Raw genomic sequence first — 16224 nt, 5'->3', positions numbered from 1 at the left:
CGAGCCCAGGCGAGGTGCCGAGTGGTGGGGCGAAGACTTTTTGGTTACTTTTGTGTCTTTACAAAAGTGACCCGCTGTAAGAGCGGAACCATAAGTGGCCGTTACCCAGCTGACGGATATGTACACTGACAAACCGCCATCGCAGGCAAGCCAGCTCCCACAGTTGGATTGTGTGTGCACAGTTAGAGCCCGCATAGCTTGCGCAGCAACGCGGTATCCAGGTGGTTTTCCACCAGGTCCGCCAAACGCTCGATATCGCGCTCGCGCAAGGCGTGGTAATCCACCTCCTGCACGTCCTGTAACCCAGCCCAGCGCAACAAGGCGCTGCACGCGGCGGGGCTTTCGAACAGGCCGTGCAGGTAGGTGCCGAGGATCTGCCCGTCGGCACTCTGGGCGCCGTCACTGCGGCCATCATCCAGCCGTACGGCGGCGTTCGCCAGTGCTTCACCGCACGTCACGCCGGCGTGAATCTCATAACCACTGACCTCGGCATCTTCCAGCAACAACCGCCCTCGCACATTACGCAGTTGCTTCTGTGCTTCCAGGGTCGTACTGAACGCCAGCAGTCCCAAGCCTTCACTGGAGCCGGCCGGCCCTTCCAGCCCGAGCGGGTCATGCAGCTGCTCGCCGAGCATCTGCAAGCCGCCGCAAATCCCCAGCACCTTGCCACCGTAGCGCAAGTGCCGAGCCACGGCAGTGTCCCAGCCATTGGCACGCAGATAGGCGAGGTCACTGCGCACGCTTTTGGAGCCCGGCAGGATAATCAGGTCGGCAGGCGGAATCGGCTGACCCGGCCCGATAAACTGCAAATCCACCTGGGGGTGCAGGCGCAGCGGGTCGAAATCGGTGTGGTTGCTGATGCGCGGCAATACCGGCACCACCACCTTGAGCACTTGCGCAGCCTTGTCGATCTGGCGCTGGTCGATGCCGTCTTCGGCTTCCAGGTGCAGGTCCATCACGTAAGGCAGCACGCCCACCACCGGCTTGCCGGTGCGCGCTTCCAACCAGTCGAGGCCAGGCTGCAGCAAGGCGATATCGCCGCGAAACCGGTTGATGATAAAGCCCTTGACCCGCGCCTGTTCGGTCGGCGCAAGCAATTCCAGGGTGCCGACCAGATGGGCGAACACGCCGCCACGATTGATATCGGCGATCAACAACACCGGGCAATCCACCGCTTCGGCAAAGCCCATATTGGCAATGTCATTGGCGCGCAGGTTTATCTCCGCAGGCGACCCCGCGCCTTCCACCATCACCACCGGGTAGGCCGCGCTCAGGCGTGTGTGGGACGCCAGCACCGCCTGCATCGCGATGGCTTTATAGTCGTGATAAGCCACGGCGTTCATGCTGGTCACGGCGCGACCGTGAATGATCACTTGGGAGCCGGTGTCACTGTTGGGTTTGAGCAGCACCGGGTTCATGTCGGTGTGCGGCGCGAGGTTGGCGGCCTGGGCTTGCACCGCCTGGGCGCGACCGATCTCGCCGCCTTCAGCGGTCACGGCACTGTTGAGCGCCATGTTCTGCGGCTTGAACGGCGCCACCGCGATGCCCTGGCGCACCAGCCAGCGGCACAGCGCGGTCACCAGAGTACTTTTGCCGGCGTCGGAGGTGGTGCCTTGCACCATCAGCGTACTCATGGGGCTTCCTTGTAGACGGCCAGGGCTTCGTCGAGTCGCAGCCAATCTGCCTCGGTATCGGGCAAGCCAAAGCGCAGGCTGCTGTCATGGACAAACAGGCGCAGCAGAATGCCGCGCTGGGCCATGAATTCATGCATGCGTTCGGCGTGTGGGGTGATCAGCCACTGGAATAGGGCACAGCCGCCGTGGGGTTGAAAGCCGTGGCGTTCGAGCAGGTCAAACAGCCGCTGCGCTGCTTCGATACAGCGCTCACGCTGACGAACCTGCCCGGCGGTATCACGCAGGCACACCTGGCCAAGCACGCGGGTCGGTCCGCTGACGGCCCACGGCCCAACCTGCTCGGCCAACAGCCGCAGCAACCTGCGCTCGGCCAGCACGAAGCCCAGGCGCACACCGGCCAGGCCGAAAAACTTGCCGAACGAGCGCAATACAATCAGGCCCACATGGTGGGTGTGGCTGGCCAGGCTCAGCTCTGGAGTGACGTCCATGAACGCCTCGTCCACCACCAGCCAGCCGCCGCGCTGGGCCAGCCGTGCGTGCCAGTCCAGCAGGCGTTGCGGGCTCAGGCTCAGGCCGGTGGGGTTATTGGGGTTGACCACCACCAGCACGTCGAGGCTGTCGAGAAAGAAGTCGACTTCCTGCTCCTGCACTTCGCGCACCACATACCCGGCGCGGCGCCAGGCTTCGGCGTGCTCGGCGTAACAGGGCGACAACACGCCAACCTTGCCGGAACGGCGCAGGCGCGGCAGCAGCTGGATCGCCGCCTGGGAGCCCGGCACCGGCAGCAGGTGGGCGGCGCCGTAATAGTCGCAGGCGGCCTTTTCCAGGCCGTCATCGGCTTCCGGCAAACGCGCCCAGGCCCGCAACGGGATCTCGGGGATCGGCCAGGGCCAGGGCGCGAGGCCGCTGGACAGGTCGAGCCAATCGGCCTCGGCAATTCCGTACTCAATCACCGCCTTACGCAGGCGCCCACCGTGCTCAAGCATACAATTGCGCCCCCGCGCAGAGGATCAACAGCCATAACCAAACGCCACGCTGCACCAGTTGCCAGCCACGGTCGATGGCGTCGGCATCGGCGGCAGGGCCTTCACCCAATTGCGGGCGTTGATGCAGCTCGCCGTGATAGATCGCCGCGCCACCCAGTTCCACGCCCAAGGCACCCGCCCCGGCCGCCATCACCGGACCCGCGTTGGGGCTGTCCCAGGTCGGCCCCTGGGTGCGCCAGCATCTGAGCGCCAGGCGGGTTTTGCCCAACACGGCGTAGGTCAGCGCCACCAGCCGTGCAGGAATATAGTTGAGCACATCGTCGATCCTGGCCGCTGCCCAGCCGAAGCGCTCGAAGCGTTCGTTGCGATAGCCCCACATGGCGTCGAGGGTGTTGCTCAGGCGGTACAGCACCACGCCCGGCACGCCGGCGACCACAAACCAGAACAACGCGGCAAACACCGCGTCGCTGCCGTTCTCCAGCACTGACTCGGTGGCGGCGCGGGCGACTTCGGTGCTGTCCAGCTCGCTGGTCTGGCGGCTGACCAGATAACTCACACGCTTGCGCGCCTCATCCAGGTCACCGCTGCGCAACGCCTGCGCAACCGGCATCACATGCTCACCCAGGCTGCGCATGCCCAGCGCCAGGTACAGCGCCAGGATTTCCAGGACCCAGCCAATATAGGGCGCCCATGACAACGCAGTGGCCAGCAGCGTCAGCGGCACCACGGCGATAACCCATGCGGTCACGCCGTGGCTGCGCCAGCCACGGCCACCGGTGTTGAAACGTTGCTCGATGCGCCCGGCGAAATTGCCGAACGCCACCAGCGGATGCCAGCGCCTGGGTTCGCCCAGCAGCGCATCCAGCGCCACCGCAGCGACACACAGCAAGGCCACACTCATTGACTCACTCCCCACACATTCTCATACAACATGTCACTCAGCGGCCGTGGTTCGGTCCAGCCTTCGAGTTGCAACATCGGTGCCGGGTAGAACTCGGCCACCGGGCCCAGGCACAGCACAGCCAGGGGTTTGGCGCCGGGCGGCAGGCCCAGCAGGTCGGCCAGCGCTCGTGGCTCGAACAGCGAGACCCAGCCCATGCCAAGGCCCTCGACGCGGGCGGCCAGCCAGAGATTCTGGATCGCGCAGGACAACGACGCCATGTCCATCTCCGGCAAGGTGCGCCGGCCAAAGATGTGGCGCTCGCGGTCATCCATCAACGCGGCCACCAATACTTCGGCGCAGTCGTGGATGCCTTCGACCTTGAGCTTCATGAATTCGTCGGAGCGCTCGCCCAAGGCTTCGGCGGTGCGCACGCGTTCTTCCTCCACCAATTGCTGAATGTTCCCACGCAGTTGACGGTCGCTGATGCGGATAAACCGCCAGGGTTGCATCAAGCCCACGCTGGGCGCCTGGTGTGCAGCCTGGAGCAGGCGGTGCAGCAATTCGGGCGCCACCGTGCCGCCGGTGAAGTGGCGCATGTCGCGGCGTTCGGCGATGGCGCGGTAGACGGCGTCGCGGTCGGCCTGGGGGTATTGGTTGTCAGTCATGGCCTCTTCGCGAGCAAGCCCGCTCCCACATTTGGAATGCATTCTCCTGTGGGAGCGGGCTTGCTCGCGAAGGCGGTGCTCATGACAGGCGCAAAGAGTGCAGCCACCGCCGTCGGATTGGACGGAAAATAAAAGTGCACATAGGAAGCCGTCATCCGCCCCTGCCGATACACCGCTTCCGCCCCGCGCCCGCCATTGGGGCTCAGGCCACGGGCAATCGGCTGCCAGTCGGTGCTGGTCAGGGAATGGTGATAGGTGTGACCGCGCAGCACGCCTTCGGGCAACTCGACACTTTGCAGGGCCAGGGCCGCGAGTTTCTTTTGCATCACCGCATCGCCTTGCAACAGGCCGACCAGTTCGGCACGGGTGCCGTGCACGTCGGTGAGCGAATCCAGCAGGTAGAGCATGCCACCACATTCAGCCAGCAGCGGTTTGCCAGCCGCATGATGGGCGCGGATAGCCGCAAGCATCGGGGTGTTTTCGGAGAGTGCCTGGTGATGCAATTCGGGATAGCCACCGGGCAGGTAGAGACTGTCGGCGTCGGGCAACTGGCGATCGTGGATCGGCGAGAAAAACCTCAGCTCTGCGCCCATTGCCCGCAACAGATCCAGGCTGGCGCCGTAAGTGAAAGCGAAGGCTTCATCACGGGCCACGGCAATGCGCACACCGGCCAACAGCGGCTCGGCTTCAATCAGTTGCGGCGCGGCGAACGTCACCGGCGGCGGCAACGCCACTTCGCAGCTGCTGCCCAGCGCCTGGGCTGCGGCGTCCAGGCGCGCATCAAGGTCATTGAGTTCACTGGCTTGCACCAGGCCCAGATGACGACTCGGTAATTCAATCCCCGTTTCACGGGACAACGCGCCATACCAGCGCAGGCCTTCGGTGAGGCTGCCCTCGAGCAGTTGCGCGTGACGCAAGGTACCGACGCGATTGGCCAGCACACCGGCGAACGGCAAGTCCGGCTGGTAGCGCGCCAGGCCCAGCGCCAGGGCACCGAAGGTCTGGGCCATGGCGGTGCCGTCGATCACACCGAGCACCGGCACACCAAAGTGCCGCGCCAGGTCGGCGCTCGAGGGTGTGCCGTCAAACAGCCCCATTACGCCTTCGATAAGGATAAGGTCAGCCTCGCCCGCCGCTTCCCACAACAACCGGCGACTTTCCTGCTCACCCACCATCCACATGTCCAACTGATACACCGGCGCACCGCTGGCACGCTCGTGGATCATCGGGTCGAGAAAGTCCGGCCCGCATTTGAACACGCGCACCTTGCGCCCCAGGTTGCGGTGCAAGCGGGCGAGCGCGGCGGTGACGGTGGTTTTGCCCTGGCCGGACGCCGGTGCGGCGATCAATACGGCTGGGCAATGACGGGGCTGATTCAAAGTTCGACGCCCTTCTGTGCCTTGATACCGGCCTGGAACGCGTGCTTGAGCATGCCCATTTCGGTGACGGTGTCGCCCATTTCAATCAGCTCGGGCTTGGCGCCACGGCCCGTCACCACAACGTGCTGCATGGGTGGACGGGCCTGCAGGTCGCTGAGTACCTGGTCCAGATCGAGGTAGCCGTGCTTGAGGGCGATGTTCAGCTCGTCCAGCACCACCAGGCCGATGGACGGGTCTTGCAGCAATTCGCGGGAAACCGCCCAGGCGGCTTCGGCGGCGGCGATGTCGCGCTGACGGTCCTGGGTTTCCCAGGTGAAGCCTTCACCCATCACATGAAAACGCACTTGCTCGGGGAAGCGCCGGAAAAACAGTTCCTCACCGGTGCTGTTGCGCCCCTTGATGAACTGCACCACGCCGCATTGCATGCCGTGGCCCATGGCGCGGGCGAGCATGCCGAACGCCGAGCTGCTTTTGCCTTTGCCGTTACCGGTCAGCACCAGCAGCAAGCCGCACTCGTTTGGGGAATTGGCGATACGCTCGTCGATCACGGCTTTTTTGCGCAGCATGCGCGCCAGGTGGCGTTCGTCGCGGTCGGGGGAATCAGTCATGGCAGCTCTCCGTTGGGGCTGGACAAAAACGGCGGGCAGGAAAAAAGAAAAACAGACAGCCAAGCATCGCCCACCGTGATGCTGTTGGATGATCCAGGCCGGTCTCCGGGCTCATAAGTGGCGCTCTGCTTATAGCGCGAGCAGGCCAACGGCGCGCCTTCCCATATCACGCGGATACAGTGGCAAAAGGCACCGTTTTGACTCATTTACCGTTGCGGGGGCAGCGCCGGAATTGCGGCTGCGCTGTGTACAAGCGCGCTCACTCACCGGCTTCCCTGTTTCACTCTGTCGGCACAATGGCCACAGAGCACCTGGAACAAGCCGCGAAGGTTAGTGGGTTGGGGGTGGAGCGTCAATTAAAGCTGGCCTTGCACTTGAACCATCCGACTGCCGCGCTTCTCTACCTTTACAGGTATTAAGGAGAAAACCATGCACAAAACCAGACTCGCCTTACTGATCATGCTGGCAGGCACCCTCGCCGCCTGCGGTGAAAGCTCTACCTTGCAGGTCTCGGACGGCACCGGGCCATCGCCCAAACTGCCGGAGCCGAACAAAACCCTGATCCCCACCGTCAACATCGCTCCGGCGGTCGGCTGGCCGGAAGGCGTCAAGCCGACAGCCGCCGCCGGCACACAGGTGGCAGCGTTTGCCGAAGGCCTGGATCACCCGCGCTGGCTCTACGTGTTGCCCAATGGTGATGTGCTGGTCGCCGAAACCAATTCGCCGCCCAAGCCGGACGACGCCACCGGCATTCGTGGTTGGGTGATGGAGAAAGTCATGGGCCGCGCCGGCGCGGGCGTGCCAAGCCCGAACCGCATCACACTGCTGCGCGATGCCGACCATGATGGCGTGGCCGAGACGCGCACGGTGTTTCTGGAGAACCTCAATTCGCCGTTTGGCATGACGCTGGTGGGTAACGACCTGTACGTCGCCGATTCGGACAAACTGCTGCGCTTCCCTTATCAGCCGGGTGAAACCGCGATCAAGGCAGCCGGCACCAAGGTGGTGGACCTGCCGGGCGGCAGCATCAACCACCACTGGACCAAAAACGTGGTGGCCAGCAAGGACGGCAGCAAGTTGTATGTGAGTGTCGGCTCCAACAGTAACGTCGGCGAAAACGGCCTGGACGCGGAACAAGGCCGCGCAGCGATCTGGGAAGTTGACCGCGCCACGGGCCAGCACCGGATTTTTGCCTCCGGCCTGCGCAACCCCAACGGCATGGCCTGGGAACCGCAGAGCGGCAAGCTGTGGACGGCGGTCAACGAGCGCGATGAGATCGGCAGCGACCTGGTGCCGGACTACATCACCTCGGTGAAAGACGGCGCGTTTTATGGCTGGCCCTTCAGCTATTACGGCCAGCATGTGGACGTGCGTGTCTCGCCGCAAAACCTCGACCTGGTCGCCAAGGCCATCGCCCCGGACTATGCCGTGGGGCCGCACACTGCGTCATTGGGGCTGACGTTTGCCGAGGGCAGCAAACTCCCGGCGCAGTTCAGCAACGGCGCATTTATCGGCCAGCATGGTTCGTGGAACCGCAAGCCGCACAGTGGCTACAAGGTGATTTTCGTGCCGTTCGAGGGTGGGCAACCCAAGGGGCAGCCGGTGGATGTGCTGACCGGGTTTCTCAATAAAGACGAGAAAGCCATGGGCCGGCCGGTGGGCGTGGTGATTGATCAGCAGGGGGATTTGCTGGTGGCCGATGATGTGGGGAATAAGGTGTGGCGGGTGTCGGCGGCTAAGTAACTGCCTTGTAGGGGCTCATGTGGGAGCTGGCTCCCACAATTAAACCTGTGCAGCCTATGGATTACGCGCCAGGCTCGCCGGCAACACGCGCTTGGCGCTCAGGTAGGCATTTTGCCAATAGGCCTTGGACAAGGTGTCCAACTTCACCGTACCGCCCGTTTGCGGCGCGTGTACGAATCGCCCTTCACCCACGTAGATACCTGCGTGGCTGACTCGCGAGCCGCCGCCGGTGGCGAAGAAGATCAGGTCGCCGGTTTGCAGGTTGTTTTCGCTCACATCCTGAGCGCGCATCACGATCAGTTCGCGGGTAGTGCGCGGCAGGCTGATGCCGGCGGCGTCACGGTAGACAAAGCCGATCAGGCCACTGCAATCAAACCCGGAGTCCGGCGTATTGCCGCCCCAACGGTAAGGGGTGCCGACCAGGCCCAGCGCACGAAAGAGCACGTCTTCGGCTGCCGGCGAGAAATTTTGGGTGGAATAGTTGAACACCGGCTTGGGCTTGACCGCGACAGGCGCTGGCGGCGGTGGACGGCTTGCGCAGGCGCTGAGGAGCGCGGCACATACCAGCAAAATGAGGCGTGCTGAGGTCGACATGGGCAGAACAATCCTGATCTGGATGCGGCTTTCGCTGCCGAACGCTGAAAACCAGAACGCGCAAGCAAAGCTCGCGCGAACGGATTACAACAATGTCCAGGGATTCTAGCGCTTACACGTCAAACTTCAAGTATCACTTTAACTTTACTTACTAGCGGTAACCGTAGTCGGGGCCATGGCGAGTGCGCGCTTGGCTTCGATGAAGGTTTTGCTCCAGTAGCTGTCGCCCAGGTTGTCGACTCGAACACCGCCACTGCGACGGCTGCTGGAGTGGATAAACTGGTTATCGCCCAAGTAGATACCGGCGTGGCTTACACGACCGCGACCTGCCGTACTAAAGAAAAGCAGATCACCGGGCTTGAGGTTGTTGCGTGCGACCAACGGTGCGTCCACGTTGATCATTTCGCGTGTCGAGCGTGGCAGGTTCATGCCGGCTTCTTCACGGAACAGGTAGCCGATAAAGCCGCTGCAGTCGAAACCGGCTTCAGAGGTACCGCCGAAACGGTAACGGGTACCGATCAGGGACATGCCGCGTTCGAGGATGCTGTCGGCCAGAACGGGAAGCTGGTAAGGCTTGCTGCCGGCGAAGTTGGCCAGTTCTTTCTCGGTTGCCTGCTCTTCTTTATAAAGAGCTTCCTGATAGACAGTGGAAGACTGCGCTGCAACGAACTTTGCCTGATTTTGAACCTGTGGTTTTTGCTGCTCAGCCACGTTTTGAGTGTGGGTGGCGCAACCAAACAACAGGGTAACGAGTGCGAGAGGCACGAGGGGTGCGAAGCGATTTAGCATGGGCACGACCGTGGCTGATGTGTAAAGAAGTCGAGACTATGCCTTCTATCACATCGATTTGCAAATTCAATCGTGATCTATGTGACTTCTTGTTTGGACTATGACATCTAAGCCCTTAACACCCTATTGATGCCTGTTGCGTGGCCAAACCGGCCCAAACGCAGGTTTTCTGACGCCTGGAAGTTGCCGAAAAGCTTGCTGGACAAGGGCTGGCTACCAGCCGAGGGTTTCCTTGAGAAACGGAATGGTCAGCTTGCGCTGGGCCTGCAGCGAGGCTTGATCGAGCTGTTCGAGCAAATCGAACAACGCGCTCATGCTGCGGGTGCCACGGGTGAGGATAAAGTGCCCGACTTCGTCGGTGAGGTGCAAACCACGACGCGATGCGCGCAATTGCAGGGCACGCAGCTTGTCTTCATCGGAGAGTGGGCGCATCTGGAAGATCAGCGCCAGGGTCAGGCGTGACTTGAGGTCAGCCAGTTTCACCGGCAGCTCACGCGGCGAGGTAGAGGCGGCAATCAACAGGCGCCGGCCGCTGTCACGCAGGCGGTTGAACAGGTGAAACAGCGCCTCTTCCCAATCTGCCTTGCCGGCGATGGCCTGCAGGTCATCCAGGCACACCAGTTCGTATTGCTCAAGGTGGTCGAAGATGCCGATGCCACGGTCCATCAGCTCAGCCAGCGGCAAATAAACTGCCGGCTCGCCCATCTGCTCGAAGCGCAGGCAGGCTGCCTGCAACAGGTGGGTACGCCCCACGCCGTGTTTGCCCCACAGATAGATCAGGCTTTCAGTCCACCCGGCGTCGGCTTCGCAGAGCCGCTCGACATAGCCGAGTGCAGCGGCATTGGCGCCTGGGTAGTAATTGATAAAGGTGGCGTCGTCACGCAGACGCACACCCAAGGGCAGCTGAATCGGTTTCATGCTGACTGAACGGCTCCAAACGAACCGTTAGTGGCCTCTGTGTAAAGTTTGCAAAGTTTATACCCGTGAAGCCGGGCGCACAATGCAGCAGACCACAAGCAAAATCAAAGGTTTGCGTTAACTTGTGGCGATTTGCGCAAATTGTTTGACACCCTGCCCCAGAAACAACAAACCCGGCTTAGGCCGGGTTTGTTGCGAAACGGTTACAAATCCGGGTCTTCAACCCCGGTATACGCATCCGAATCCTTATACAGATCATGCACGTGGCGCACCAACACCATGATCACCGCCGCCACGGGCAGCGCCAGCAAGATGCCGGTAAAACCAAACAGCTCACCGCCCGCGAGGATCGCAAAGATCACCGCCACCGGGTGCAAGCCAATCCGGTCGCCCACCAACAGCGGCGTCAGCACCATGCCTTCCAGTGCCTGGCCGACCATGAACACCGCGACGATCCCAAGCATCGGGTACAGGTCGCCGCCAAACTGGAACAACCCGGCCACCAACGCCGCACCGATACCAATCACAAAGCCCATGTACGGCACGATGGCCGCCAAGCCTGCGATCAAGCCGATCAACAACCCCAGCTCCAAACCAATCGCCATCAGACCCGCGGCATAGATGATCCCCAGCGCCAGCATCACCAGCAGCTGGCCGCGTACGAACGCGCCGAGCACCTCGTGGCACTCTTGCGCCAGGGACACGATGCGCTCTTCGTTGTTGCGTGGCAGCAGGCTGCGGATCTTGGCCATCATGATGTCCCAATCACGCAGCAGGTAGAACGCCACCACCGGGATCAACACCAAATTGGTCAACCAGCCGATCAATGCAAGGCTGGAGGCCGTGGCCTGGCTGAGCACCACACCGACAATATCGGTGGTCTGGCCCATATGTTCACTGATCGCGGCCTTGACCTTGTCGAACTTCCAGAAACCATCTGCCAGCCCCAGCTTGGCCTGAGCCCACGGCATCGCCGTGTGCTGCAACCAGTCGAGCATTTGCGGCGCCAGTTCATAGAGGCGAAACAGCTGCTTGGCCAGCATCGGCACCAACACCAGCACCAAGGCGGTGATAATCAGCGTGAACAGTGCAAACACCGCGACCACGCCCAAGGTTCGCGACAAACCAGCTTTCTCCAGGCGATCCACCACCGGATCGAACAGATAAGCGAGCAGCAACGCGACCAGGAACGGCGTCAGGATCGAATGCAGCAAAAACACAAAAACGCACAGCAGGACAACCCCACCAAGCCACACCCAACGACGCGTATCCGCCATAAACCACTCCATCTATCATTTGCTTCCTTCTATCTATATAGAAGGAAGATCACCTACCAACGAAAACGTAACTGCGCCTGAGGCGCCGGGGCCGCCGGCGGCTGCGCGCCATCGGTTACCGAAGGTTGAACCGGCGCTTCGCCCGCAGGCACTTCCTGCAACTTGGCCAGGCTCAACTGAGTGCGCAACTGATCGGCACTGCCGTTGACCCGATACACAATGCGATTGCCGTCCACCCACTGCGGCTGAGCGCCAAAGGGTTCAAGCAGATGGCCCAAAGCGGCATAGCGCTCCAGATTCATGCCCTGCACTTCGAGCAGCTGTTCGGTGCTCACACCTGGCTTGACGGCAAAGCGCGGTGCCAGTTTTTGGCTGACCGCCAACATCACGGCATCGGCCACCGCGCCAGTGTCAGCGCCCTGGGCGGTGCCCTGCTCGCTCTTATCGCCCAACCACAGGCGCCATTTGGCCTGCCACTGGTTGCCTTCCTGGCGCGCGTGCACGGCCAGCAAGGCGTCGGCGCCGTAGCGTTCGGAAGCGGCGCGCAAGGGCGTGGCGTCGGCACTTTCCAAATTCGGTGCCGTGGCGACGACTTGCTCATCCAGATCACCCAGCGGCAAACGCAACGGCAAGCCGCGGTGTTGCGCGGCACGGCGCAGTGCACCGGCTATCGCCTGGCCATCACCGACCAGGCTGCTGCCGTCAGTGGAATCGTTGAGCCACCAGCCGAGGATCGACGGCCGATTGCTGCCCCAGATCGACAGGCCCGCTTCACGCAGGGCGCGATCGGTGCTCACGGGGTCGAAGTCTACTTGCAGGCTTTCCGGCGGGCCGGCGTCGTAGCCGTATTGGCTGATGATTTGCTGCGGGTCTTTGCGGATCGCCGCCAGGCCTGGGCCTTCGGCGGCTTTGGCATCGCCGGTCAGGCGGATCACCAGGGTTTGCACGGCGCGCTGGGTGGCCTGGTCACGCTCTTGGGGCGACTGGCTGGCAACCGGTTCAAGTACTTGATAGAGGCCATTGAGGGTTTCGGCATGACTCGCCAGGCTGACTAACGACAAGCAGCCTACAAAGAAGACATTACACAGACGCATGGAAGATTCCCGAACGACAAATTTAGCGGCTGGAACAGACCGCGTGAACTCGGCTTGGCAAGGCTGTGACCACAGCAGCCGGTAAAACATTCACAGGGTCATGGCAGTTTTTGTACTGTCATAACGATAGCGGGTTAAAGGCTATACCTTAATACACGCCATTACCGGCTCGATGAGCATTTTTTTAACCGGCTTTTTTAACCTATATGGCCCTGCCCGTCGGCCCGAGGATGGCCGCTGCCCCTCAAGCCTGATAAAATCGCGCGCCTTCGCAGACCGTCAGCGGCTGGGCCTTTTATCAAAAGCGCCTGCCGGCTCGGTCGTTACCCAGAAATCCCCCCTAAAGGCCTGGATCATGAGCAAGCAACCCTCCCTGAGCTACAAGGACGCCGGTGTAGACATCGACGCCGGTGAAGCATTGGTCGAACGCATCAAGAGCGTCGCCAAGCGCACTGCGCGCCCCGAAGTCATGGGCGGCCTGGGCGGTTTTGGCGCCCTCTGCGAAATCCCGGCCGGCTACAAGCAGCCTGTGCTGGTGTCCGGCACCGACGGCGTGGGCACCAAGCTGCGCCTGGCGCTGAACCTGAACAAGCACGACACCATCGGTATCGACCTGGTTGCCATGTGCGTCAACGACCTGGTGGTGTGTGGCGCAGAGCCGCTGTTCTTCCTCGACTACTACGCCACCGGCAAGCTGAACGTGGACACCGCGGCTCAAGTGGTCACCGGCATCGGCGCCGGCTGCGAACTGTCGGGTTGCTCCCTGGTCGGCGGCGAAACCGCTGAAATGCCGGGCATGTACGAAGGCGAAGACTACGACCTGGCCGGTTTCTGCGTCGGTGTGGTCGAAAAAGCTGACATCATCGACGGTTCCAAAGTCGCAGCCGGTGACGCCCTGCTCGCCCTGCCATCGTCCGGCCCGCACTCCAACGGCTACTCGCTGATCCGCAAGATCATCGAAGTGTCCGGCGCCGACATCGAGAACACCCAGCTCGACGGCCAACCGCTGACCAACCTGCTGATGGCCCCGACCCGCATCTACGTGAAGCCTTTGCTCAAGCTGATCAAAGACACCGGCGCCGTCAAAGCCATGGCCCACATCACCGGCGGTGGCCTGCTGGACAACATCCCGCGCGTGCTGCCAAAAGGCGCACAGGCGATTGTCGACGTGGCAAGCTGGACCCGTCCTGCCGTTTTCGACTGGCTGCAAGCGCAAGGCAACGTCAACGAAACCGAAATGCACCGCGTGCTGAACTGCGGCGTGGGCATGGTCATCTGCGTGGCGCAAGAACACGTTGAAACCGCGCTGAACGTACTGCGTGAAGCGGGCGAGCAACCTTGGGTTATCGGCCAGATCGCTACCGCTCCAGAAGGCGCGGCCCAGGTTGAACTGAAGAACCTCAAGGCTCACTGATGCCTGAGACCTGTGATGTCGTGGTGCTGCTCTCCGGCACCGGCAGTAACTTGCAGGCCCTGATCGACAGCACGCGCACCGGCGATAGCCCGGTGCGCATTGCTGCGGTGATCTCCAACCGCAGCGACGCCTACGGCCTGCAACGCGCCAGGGACGCGGGTATCGACACCCGCTCGCTGGATCACAAGGCTTTCGAAGGTCGCGAGGCCTTCGACAGCGCCTTGATCGAACTGATCGACGCCTTCAATCCCAAACTCGTGGTGCTTGCCGGTTTCATGCGCATCCTCAGCGCCGATTTCGTGCGGCACTACCAGGGGCGCCTGCTCAATATCCACCCGTCCCTGCTACCCAAATACAAAGGGTTACACACGCACCAACGCGCTCTCGAGGCCGGCGACACGGAGCATGGCTGCAGCGTGCACTTTGTCACCGAGGAACTCGATGGCGGGCCTCTGGTCGTACAGGCAGTGGTTCCGGTAGAGTCTGCAGATTCGGCGCAGACACTTGCGCAACGGGTTCACACCCAGGAACACAGGATTTACCCGCTGGCTGTTCGCTGGTTTGCCGAGGGACGATTGATTCTCGGCGAACAGGGTGCATTACTGGACGGTCAGTTACTCGCGGCCAGCGGCCACTTGATTCGAACCTAGGAGATTTTATGCGTCGCGCCCTGCTCTTCGCTTTTGCGCTGTTCGCCTTGCCCGCCGTGCAAGCGGCAGACCTTCACCCTTTCTCCGCCAGCTACACCGCCGACTGGAAACAGTTGCCCATGAGCGGTTCGGCCGAACGCAGCCTGGTCAAGAATGACAACGGCTCGTGGACCTTGAATTTCAAGGCGTCCATGATGATCGCCAGCCTCACCGAGACCAGTGTGATCCGTCTTGACAAAGATGCCCTGCAGCCCGTGAGCTACAGCTTCGAGCGTGGCGGCCTGGGCAAGTCGAAGAAGATCAACCTGGACTTCGACCAGACGGCCAAGAAAGTCACCGGTTTTGAGAACAAAGACCCGGTCAACGTCGCCCTGCAAAGCGGCATGCTCGACAAGTCGACCTATCAGCTGGCGTTGCAACGCGATGTGGCGGCCGGCAAGAAGAGCATGAGCTACATCGTCGTTGAAGGCACCGACACCGACACCTACGACTTCCGCGTGATCGGCCCGGAAAAGGTCCAGACCAAGGTCGGCGCCATTGATGCGATCAAGGTTGAACGTGTACGCGACCCGACTCAAAGCAAGCGCATCACCCAGATGTGGTTTGCCAAGGACCTGGGCGGTATTTTGGTAGCCTTGCGCCAAGTGGAAACCGACGGCAAGGAATACAACATCATGCTGTTGGACGGTACCGTTGATGGCCAGGCTATCAAAGGTAGCTGATACCGTGATGTGATTTAAAAGAGCCTCGCGGAACGCGGGGCTTTTTTTCGCCTGCTGTTTTTTGTTAAGGCAGCTACCGCCATCGCAGGCAAGCCAGCTCCCCCCCTGGAATGCATTTCAAGGGTGGGAGCTGGCTTGCCTGCGATGAGGTCGACACGGTCAGCACAAGGCTTTAGGCCTCACTCGAACATGAAACTTTTGTCATAAAACTCAGCACCCTGCGACGTAATGTCGCGATTTGCGTGGCCTGCAGCACTGTTGCGTTTCCTGCAATAAATAGTTGCGCGCAAAATCGGTTTACTTAGCAAGCTAACAAAACATATAAAAGAGGCCTGCGACGACTTGCCGCAGATCAACCAGAGATTGGAGCAAGCAGATGACTGTAAAAGTAACTGAACGCGACGATGCACACATGTCTCACGAAGCACTGGGCCATGGGATTCACATCTGGGATGTACATCAACAAGACCAACTGGTCGGCATGTTCCACAATGAGAACGAAGCCCACAATTATAAAAACGAGCTCGAATCTCTAGAGATGAAACGCCAAGCGCAAGGCTCCTGAAACTCTGAAATCTGGTAGCCACCCAGCCCCACACAGCAGCTGGTGTGCCTGCACACAAAAACCCCGCCTTTGAGCGGGGTTTTTCGTTTCTCACCTGCGTCGTTTTCCTGTGTTCTGCCACGACCGCGTGAAAACAGACACCTCCTACAAAGCCTCAGGCCGCGTATTACAAGCCATCTCAAAGACACTGAACTAGCCTGACTTAGACGCTTCAAGCCCTGACTGCAGACCTGCATGGTTGCTCTGTCCGTCTTCGAACCGCCCTCCTTTCACCCCCTGAATAATCGTTTCCGCAAAAAGCGT

General features: G+C 61.3%; 16 protein-coding genes and 1 riboswitch. Of the genes, 5 read left to right on the top strand and 11 right to left on the bottom strand.

Features of this window, described 5'->3' with window-relative positions; translation table 11 throughout:
• Window positions 1–182: 182 nt before the first annotated feature.
• From QF043_RS07055 to cobO, 6 genes are read right to left on the bottom strand one after another with little or no spacing between them, the layout of a single operon-like run.
• Window positions 183–1634: a cobyric acid synthase gene (locus tag QF043_RS07055; RefSeq protein ID WP_307417965.1), complete on the bottom strand. Its 1452-nt coding sequence runs from the start codon at window positions 1632–1634 to the stop codon at window positions 183–185.
• Window positions 1631–2620: a threonine-phosphate decarboxylase CobD gene (gene cobD, locus QF043_RS07050; protein WP_307417964.1), complete on the bottom strand. Its 990-nt coding sequence runs from the start codon at window positions 2618–2620 to the stop codon at window positions 1631–1633. The genes QF043_RS07055 and cobD overlap by 4 nt, the downstream gene beginning before the upstream one ends.
• Window positions 2613–3521 (bottom strand): adenosylcobinamide-phosphate synthase CbiB, encoded by a 909-nt coding sequence (gene cbiB, locus QF043_RS07045; protein ID WP_307417963.1) that lies wholly within the window; start codon window positions 3519–3521, stop codon window positions 2613–2615. The genes cobD and cbiB overlap by 8 nt, the downstream gene beginning before the upstream one ends.
• Window positions 3518–4168, bottom strand: coding sequence for a 5,6-dimethylbenzimidazole synthase (gene bluB / locus QF043_RS07040; protein WP_307417962.1), 651 nt, complete (start codon window positions 4166–4168; stop codon window positions 3518–3520). Before bluB ends, cbiB begins: the two co-directional genes overlap by 4 nt.
• Window positions 4165–5547, bottom strand: coding sequence for a cobyrinate a,c-diamide synthase (locus QF043_RS07035; protein WP_307417961.1), 1383 nt, complete (start codon window positions 5545–5547; stop codon window positions 4165–4167). The genes bluB and QF043_RS07035 overlap by 4 nt, the downstream gene beginning before the upstream one ends.
• A complete protein-coding gene (gene cobO, locus QF043_RS07030; protein ID WP_010208674.1) occupies window positions 5544–6155 on the bottom strand; it encodes a cob(I)yrinic acid a,c-diamide adenosyltransferase in 612 nt (203 codons plus the stop codon). Before cobO ends, QF043_RS07035 begins: the two co-directional genes overlap by 4 nt.
• Before the next feature lie 78 nt (window positions 6156–6233).
• A riboswitch (cobalamin riboswitch) is annotated at window positions 6234–6485 on the bottom strand.
• 99 nt (window positions 6486–6584) lie between these two features.
• Here cobO and QF043_RS07025 point away from each other — a divergent pair.
• Window positions 6585–7898 (top strand): sorbosone dehydrogenase family protein, encoded by a 1314-nt coding sequence (locus QF043_RS07025; RefSeq protein ID WP_307417960.1) that lies wholly within the window; start codon window positions 6585–6587, stop codon window positions 7896–7898.
• 54 nt (window positions 7899–7952) lie between these two features.
• Here QF043_RS07025 and QF043_RS07020 read toward each other — a convergent pair whose 3' ends face one another.
• The 5 genes from QF043_RS07020 to QF043_RS07000 form a co-directional block, all read right to left on the bottom strand.
• On the bottom strand, window positions 7953–8492 hold the full coding sequence (locus tag QF043_RS07020) for a C40 family peptidase (protein ID WP_056861462.1): 540 nt from the start codon (window positions 8490–8492) through the stop codon (window positions 7953–7955).
• Window positions 8493–8636: 144 nt separating this feature from the next.
• Complete coding sequence (locus QF043_RS07015; protein WP_305454726.1) at window positions 8637–9281, bottom strand: C40 family peptidase; 645 nt, start codon at window positions 9279–9281, stop codon at window positions 8637–8639.
• Between the two features lie 213 nt (window positions 9282–9494).
• Window positions 9495–10199, bottom strand: a complete 705-nt coding sequence (gene hda / locus QF043_RS07010) for a DnaA regulatory inactivator Hda (protein ID WP_017134884.1) — start codon at window positions 10197–10199, stop codon at window positions 9495–9497.
• A gap of 203 nt (window positions 10200–10402) precedes the next feature.
• A complete protein-coding gene (locus QF043_RS07005; protein ID WP_056861686.1) occupies window positions 10403–11476 on the bottom strand; it encodes an AI-2E family transporter in 1074 nt (357 codons plus the stop codon).
• A gap of 53 nt (window positions 11477–11529) precedes the next feature.
• Window positions 11530–12570, bottom strand: coding sequence for a DUF2066 domain-containing protein (locus QF043_RS07000; protein WP_307417959.1), 1041 nt, complete (start codon window positions 12568–12570; stop codon window positions 11530–11532).
• A 355-nt stretch (window positions 12571–12925) separates the two neighbouring features.
• On the opposite strand from QF043_RS07000, the gene purM reads away from it, so the two are divergent.
• The 4 genes from purM (at window position 12926) to QF043_RS06980 (ending at window position 15921) form a co-directional block, all read left to right on the top strand.
• On the top strand, window positions 12926–13984 hold the full coding sequence (gene purM / locus QF043_RS06995; protein ID WP_307417958.1) for a phosphoribosylformylglycinamidine cyclo-ligase: 1059 nt from the start codon (window positions 12926–12928) through the stop codon (window positions 13982–13984).
• Entirely contained in the window at window positions 13984–14634 is a 651-nt protein-coding gene (gene purN, locus QF043_RS06990) for a phosphoribosylglycinamide formyltransferase (protein ID WP_017134880.1), read from the top strand. Before purM ends, purN begins: the two co-directional genes overlap by 1 nt.
• An 8-nt stretch (window positions 14635–14642) precedes the next feature.
• Complete coding sequence (locus tag QF043_RS06985) at window positions 14643–15356, top strand: DUF3108 domain-containing protein (RefSeq protein ID WP_305454735.1); 714 nt, start codon at window positions 14643–14645, stop codon at window positions 15354–15356.
• A gap of 376 nt (window positions 15357–15732) precedes the next feature.
• Window positions 15733–15921 carry a hypothetical protein gene (locus QF043_RS06980; RefSeq protein WP_305454737.1) on the top strand — a complete coding sequence of 63 codons (189 nt, stop codon included), beginning with the start codon at window positions 15733–15735 and terminating at the stop codon, window positions 15919–15921.
• The last annotated feature ends 303 nt before the right edge of the window (window positions 15922–16224 follow it).

The sequence above is a fragment of the Pseudomonas sp. W3I7 genome (assembly GCF_030816095.1).
GTDB lineage: Bacteria > Pseudomonadota > Gammaproteobacteria > Pseudomonadales > Pseudomonadaceae > Aquipseudomonas > Aquipseudomonas salomonii.
Note: the sequence above shows the minus strand (reverse complement) of the source record. Positions and strands in the feature narration are given on the sequence as shown.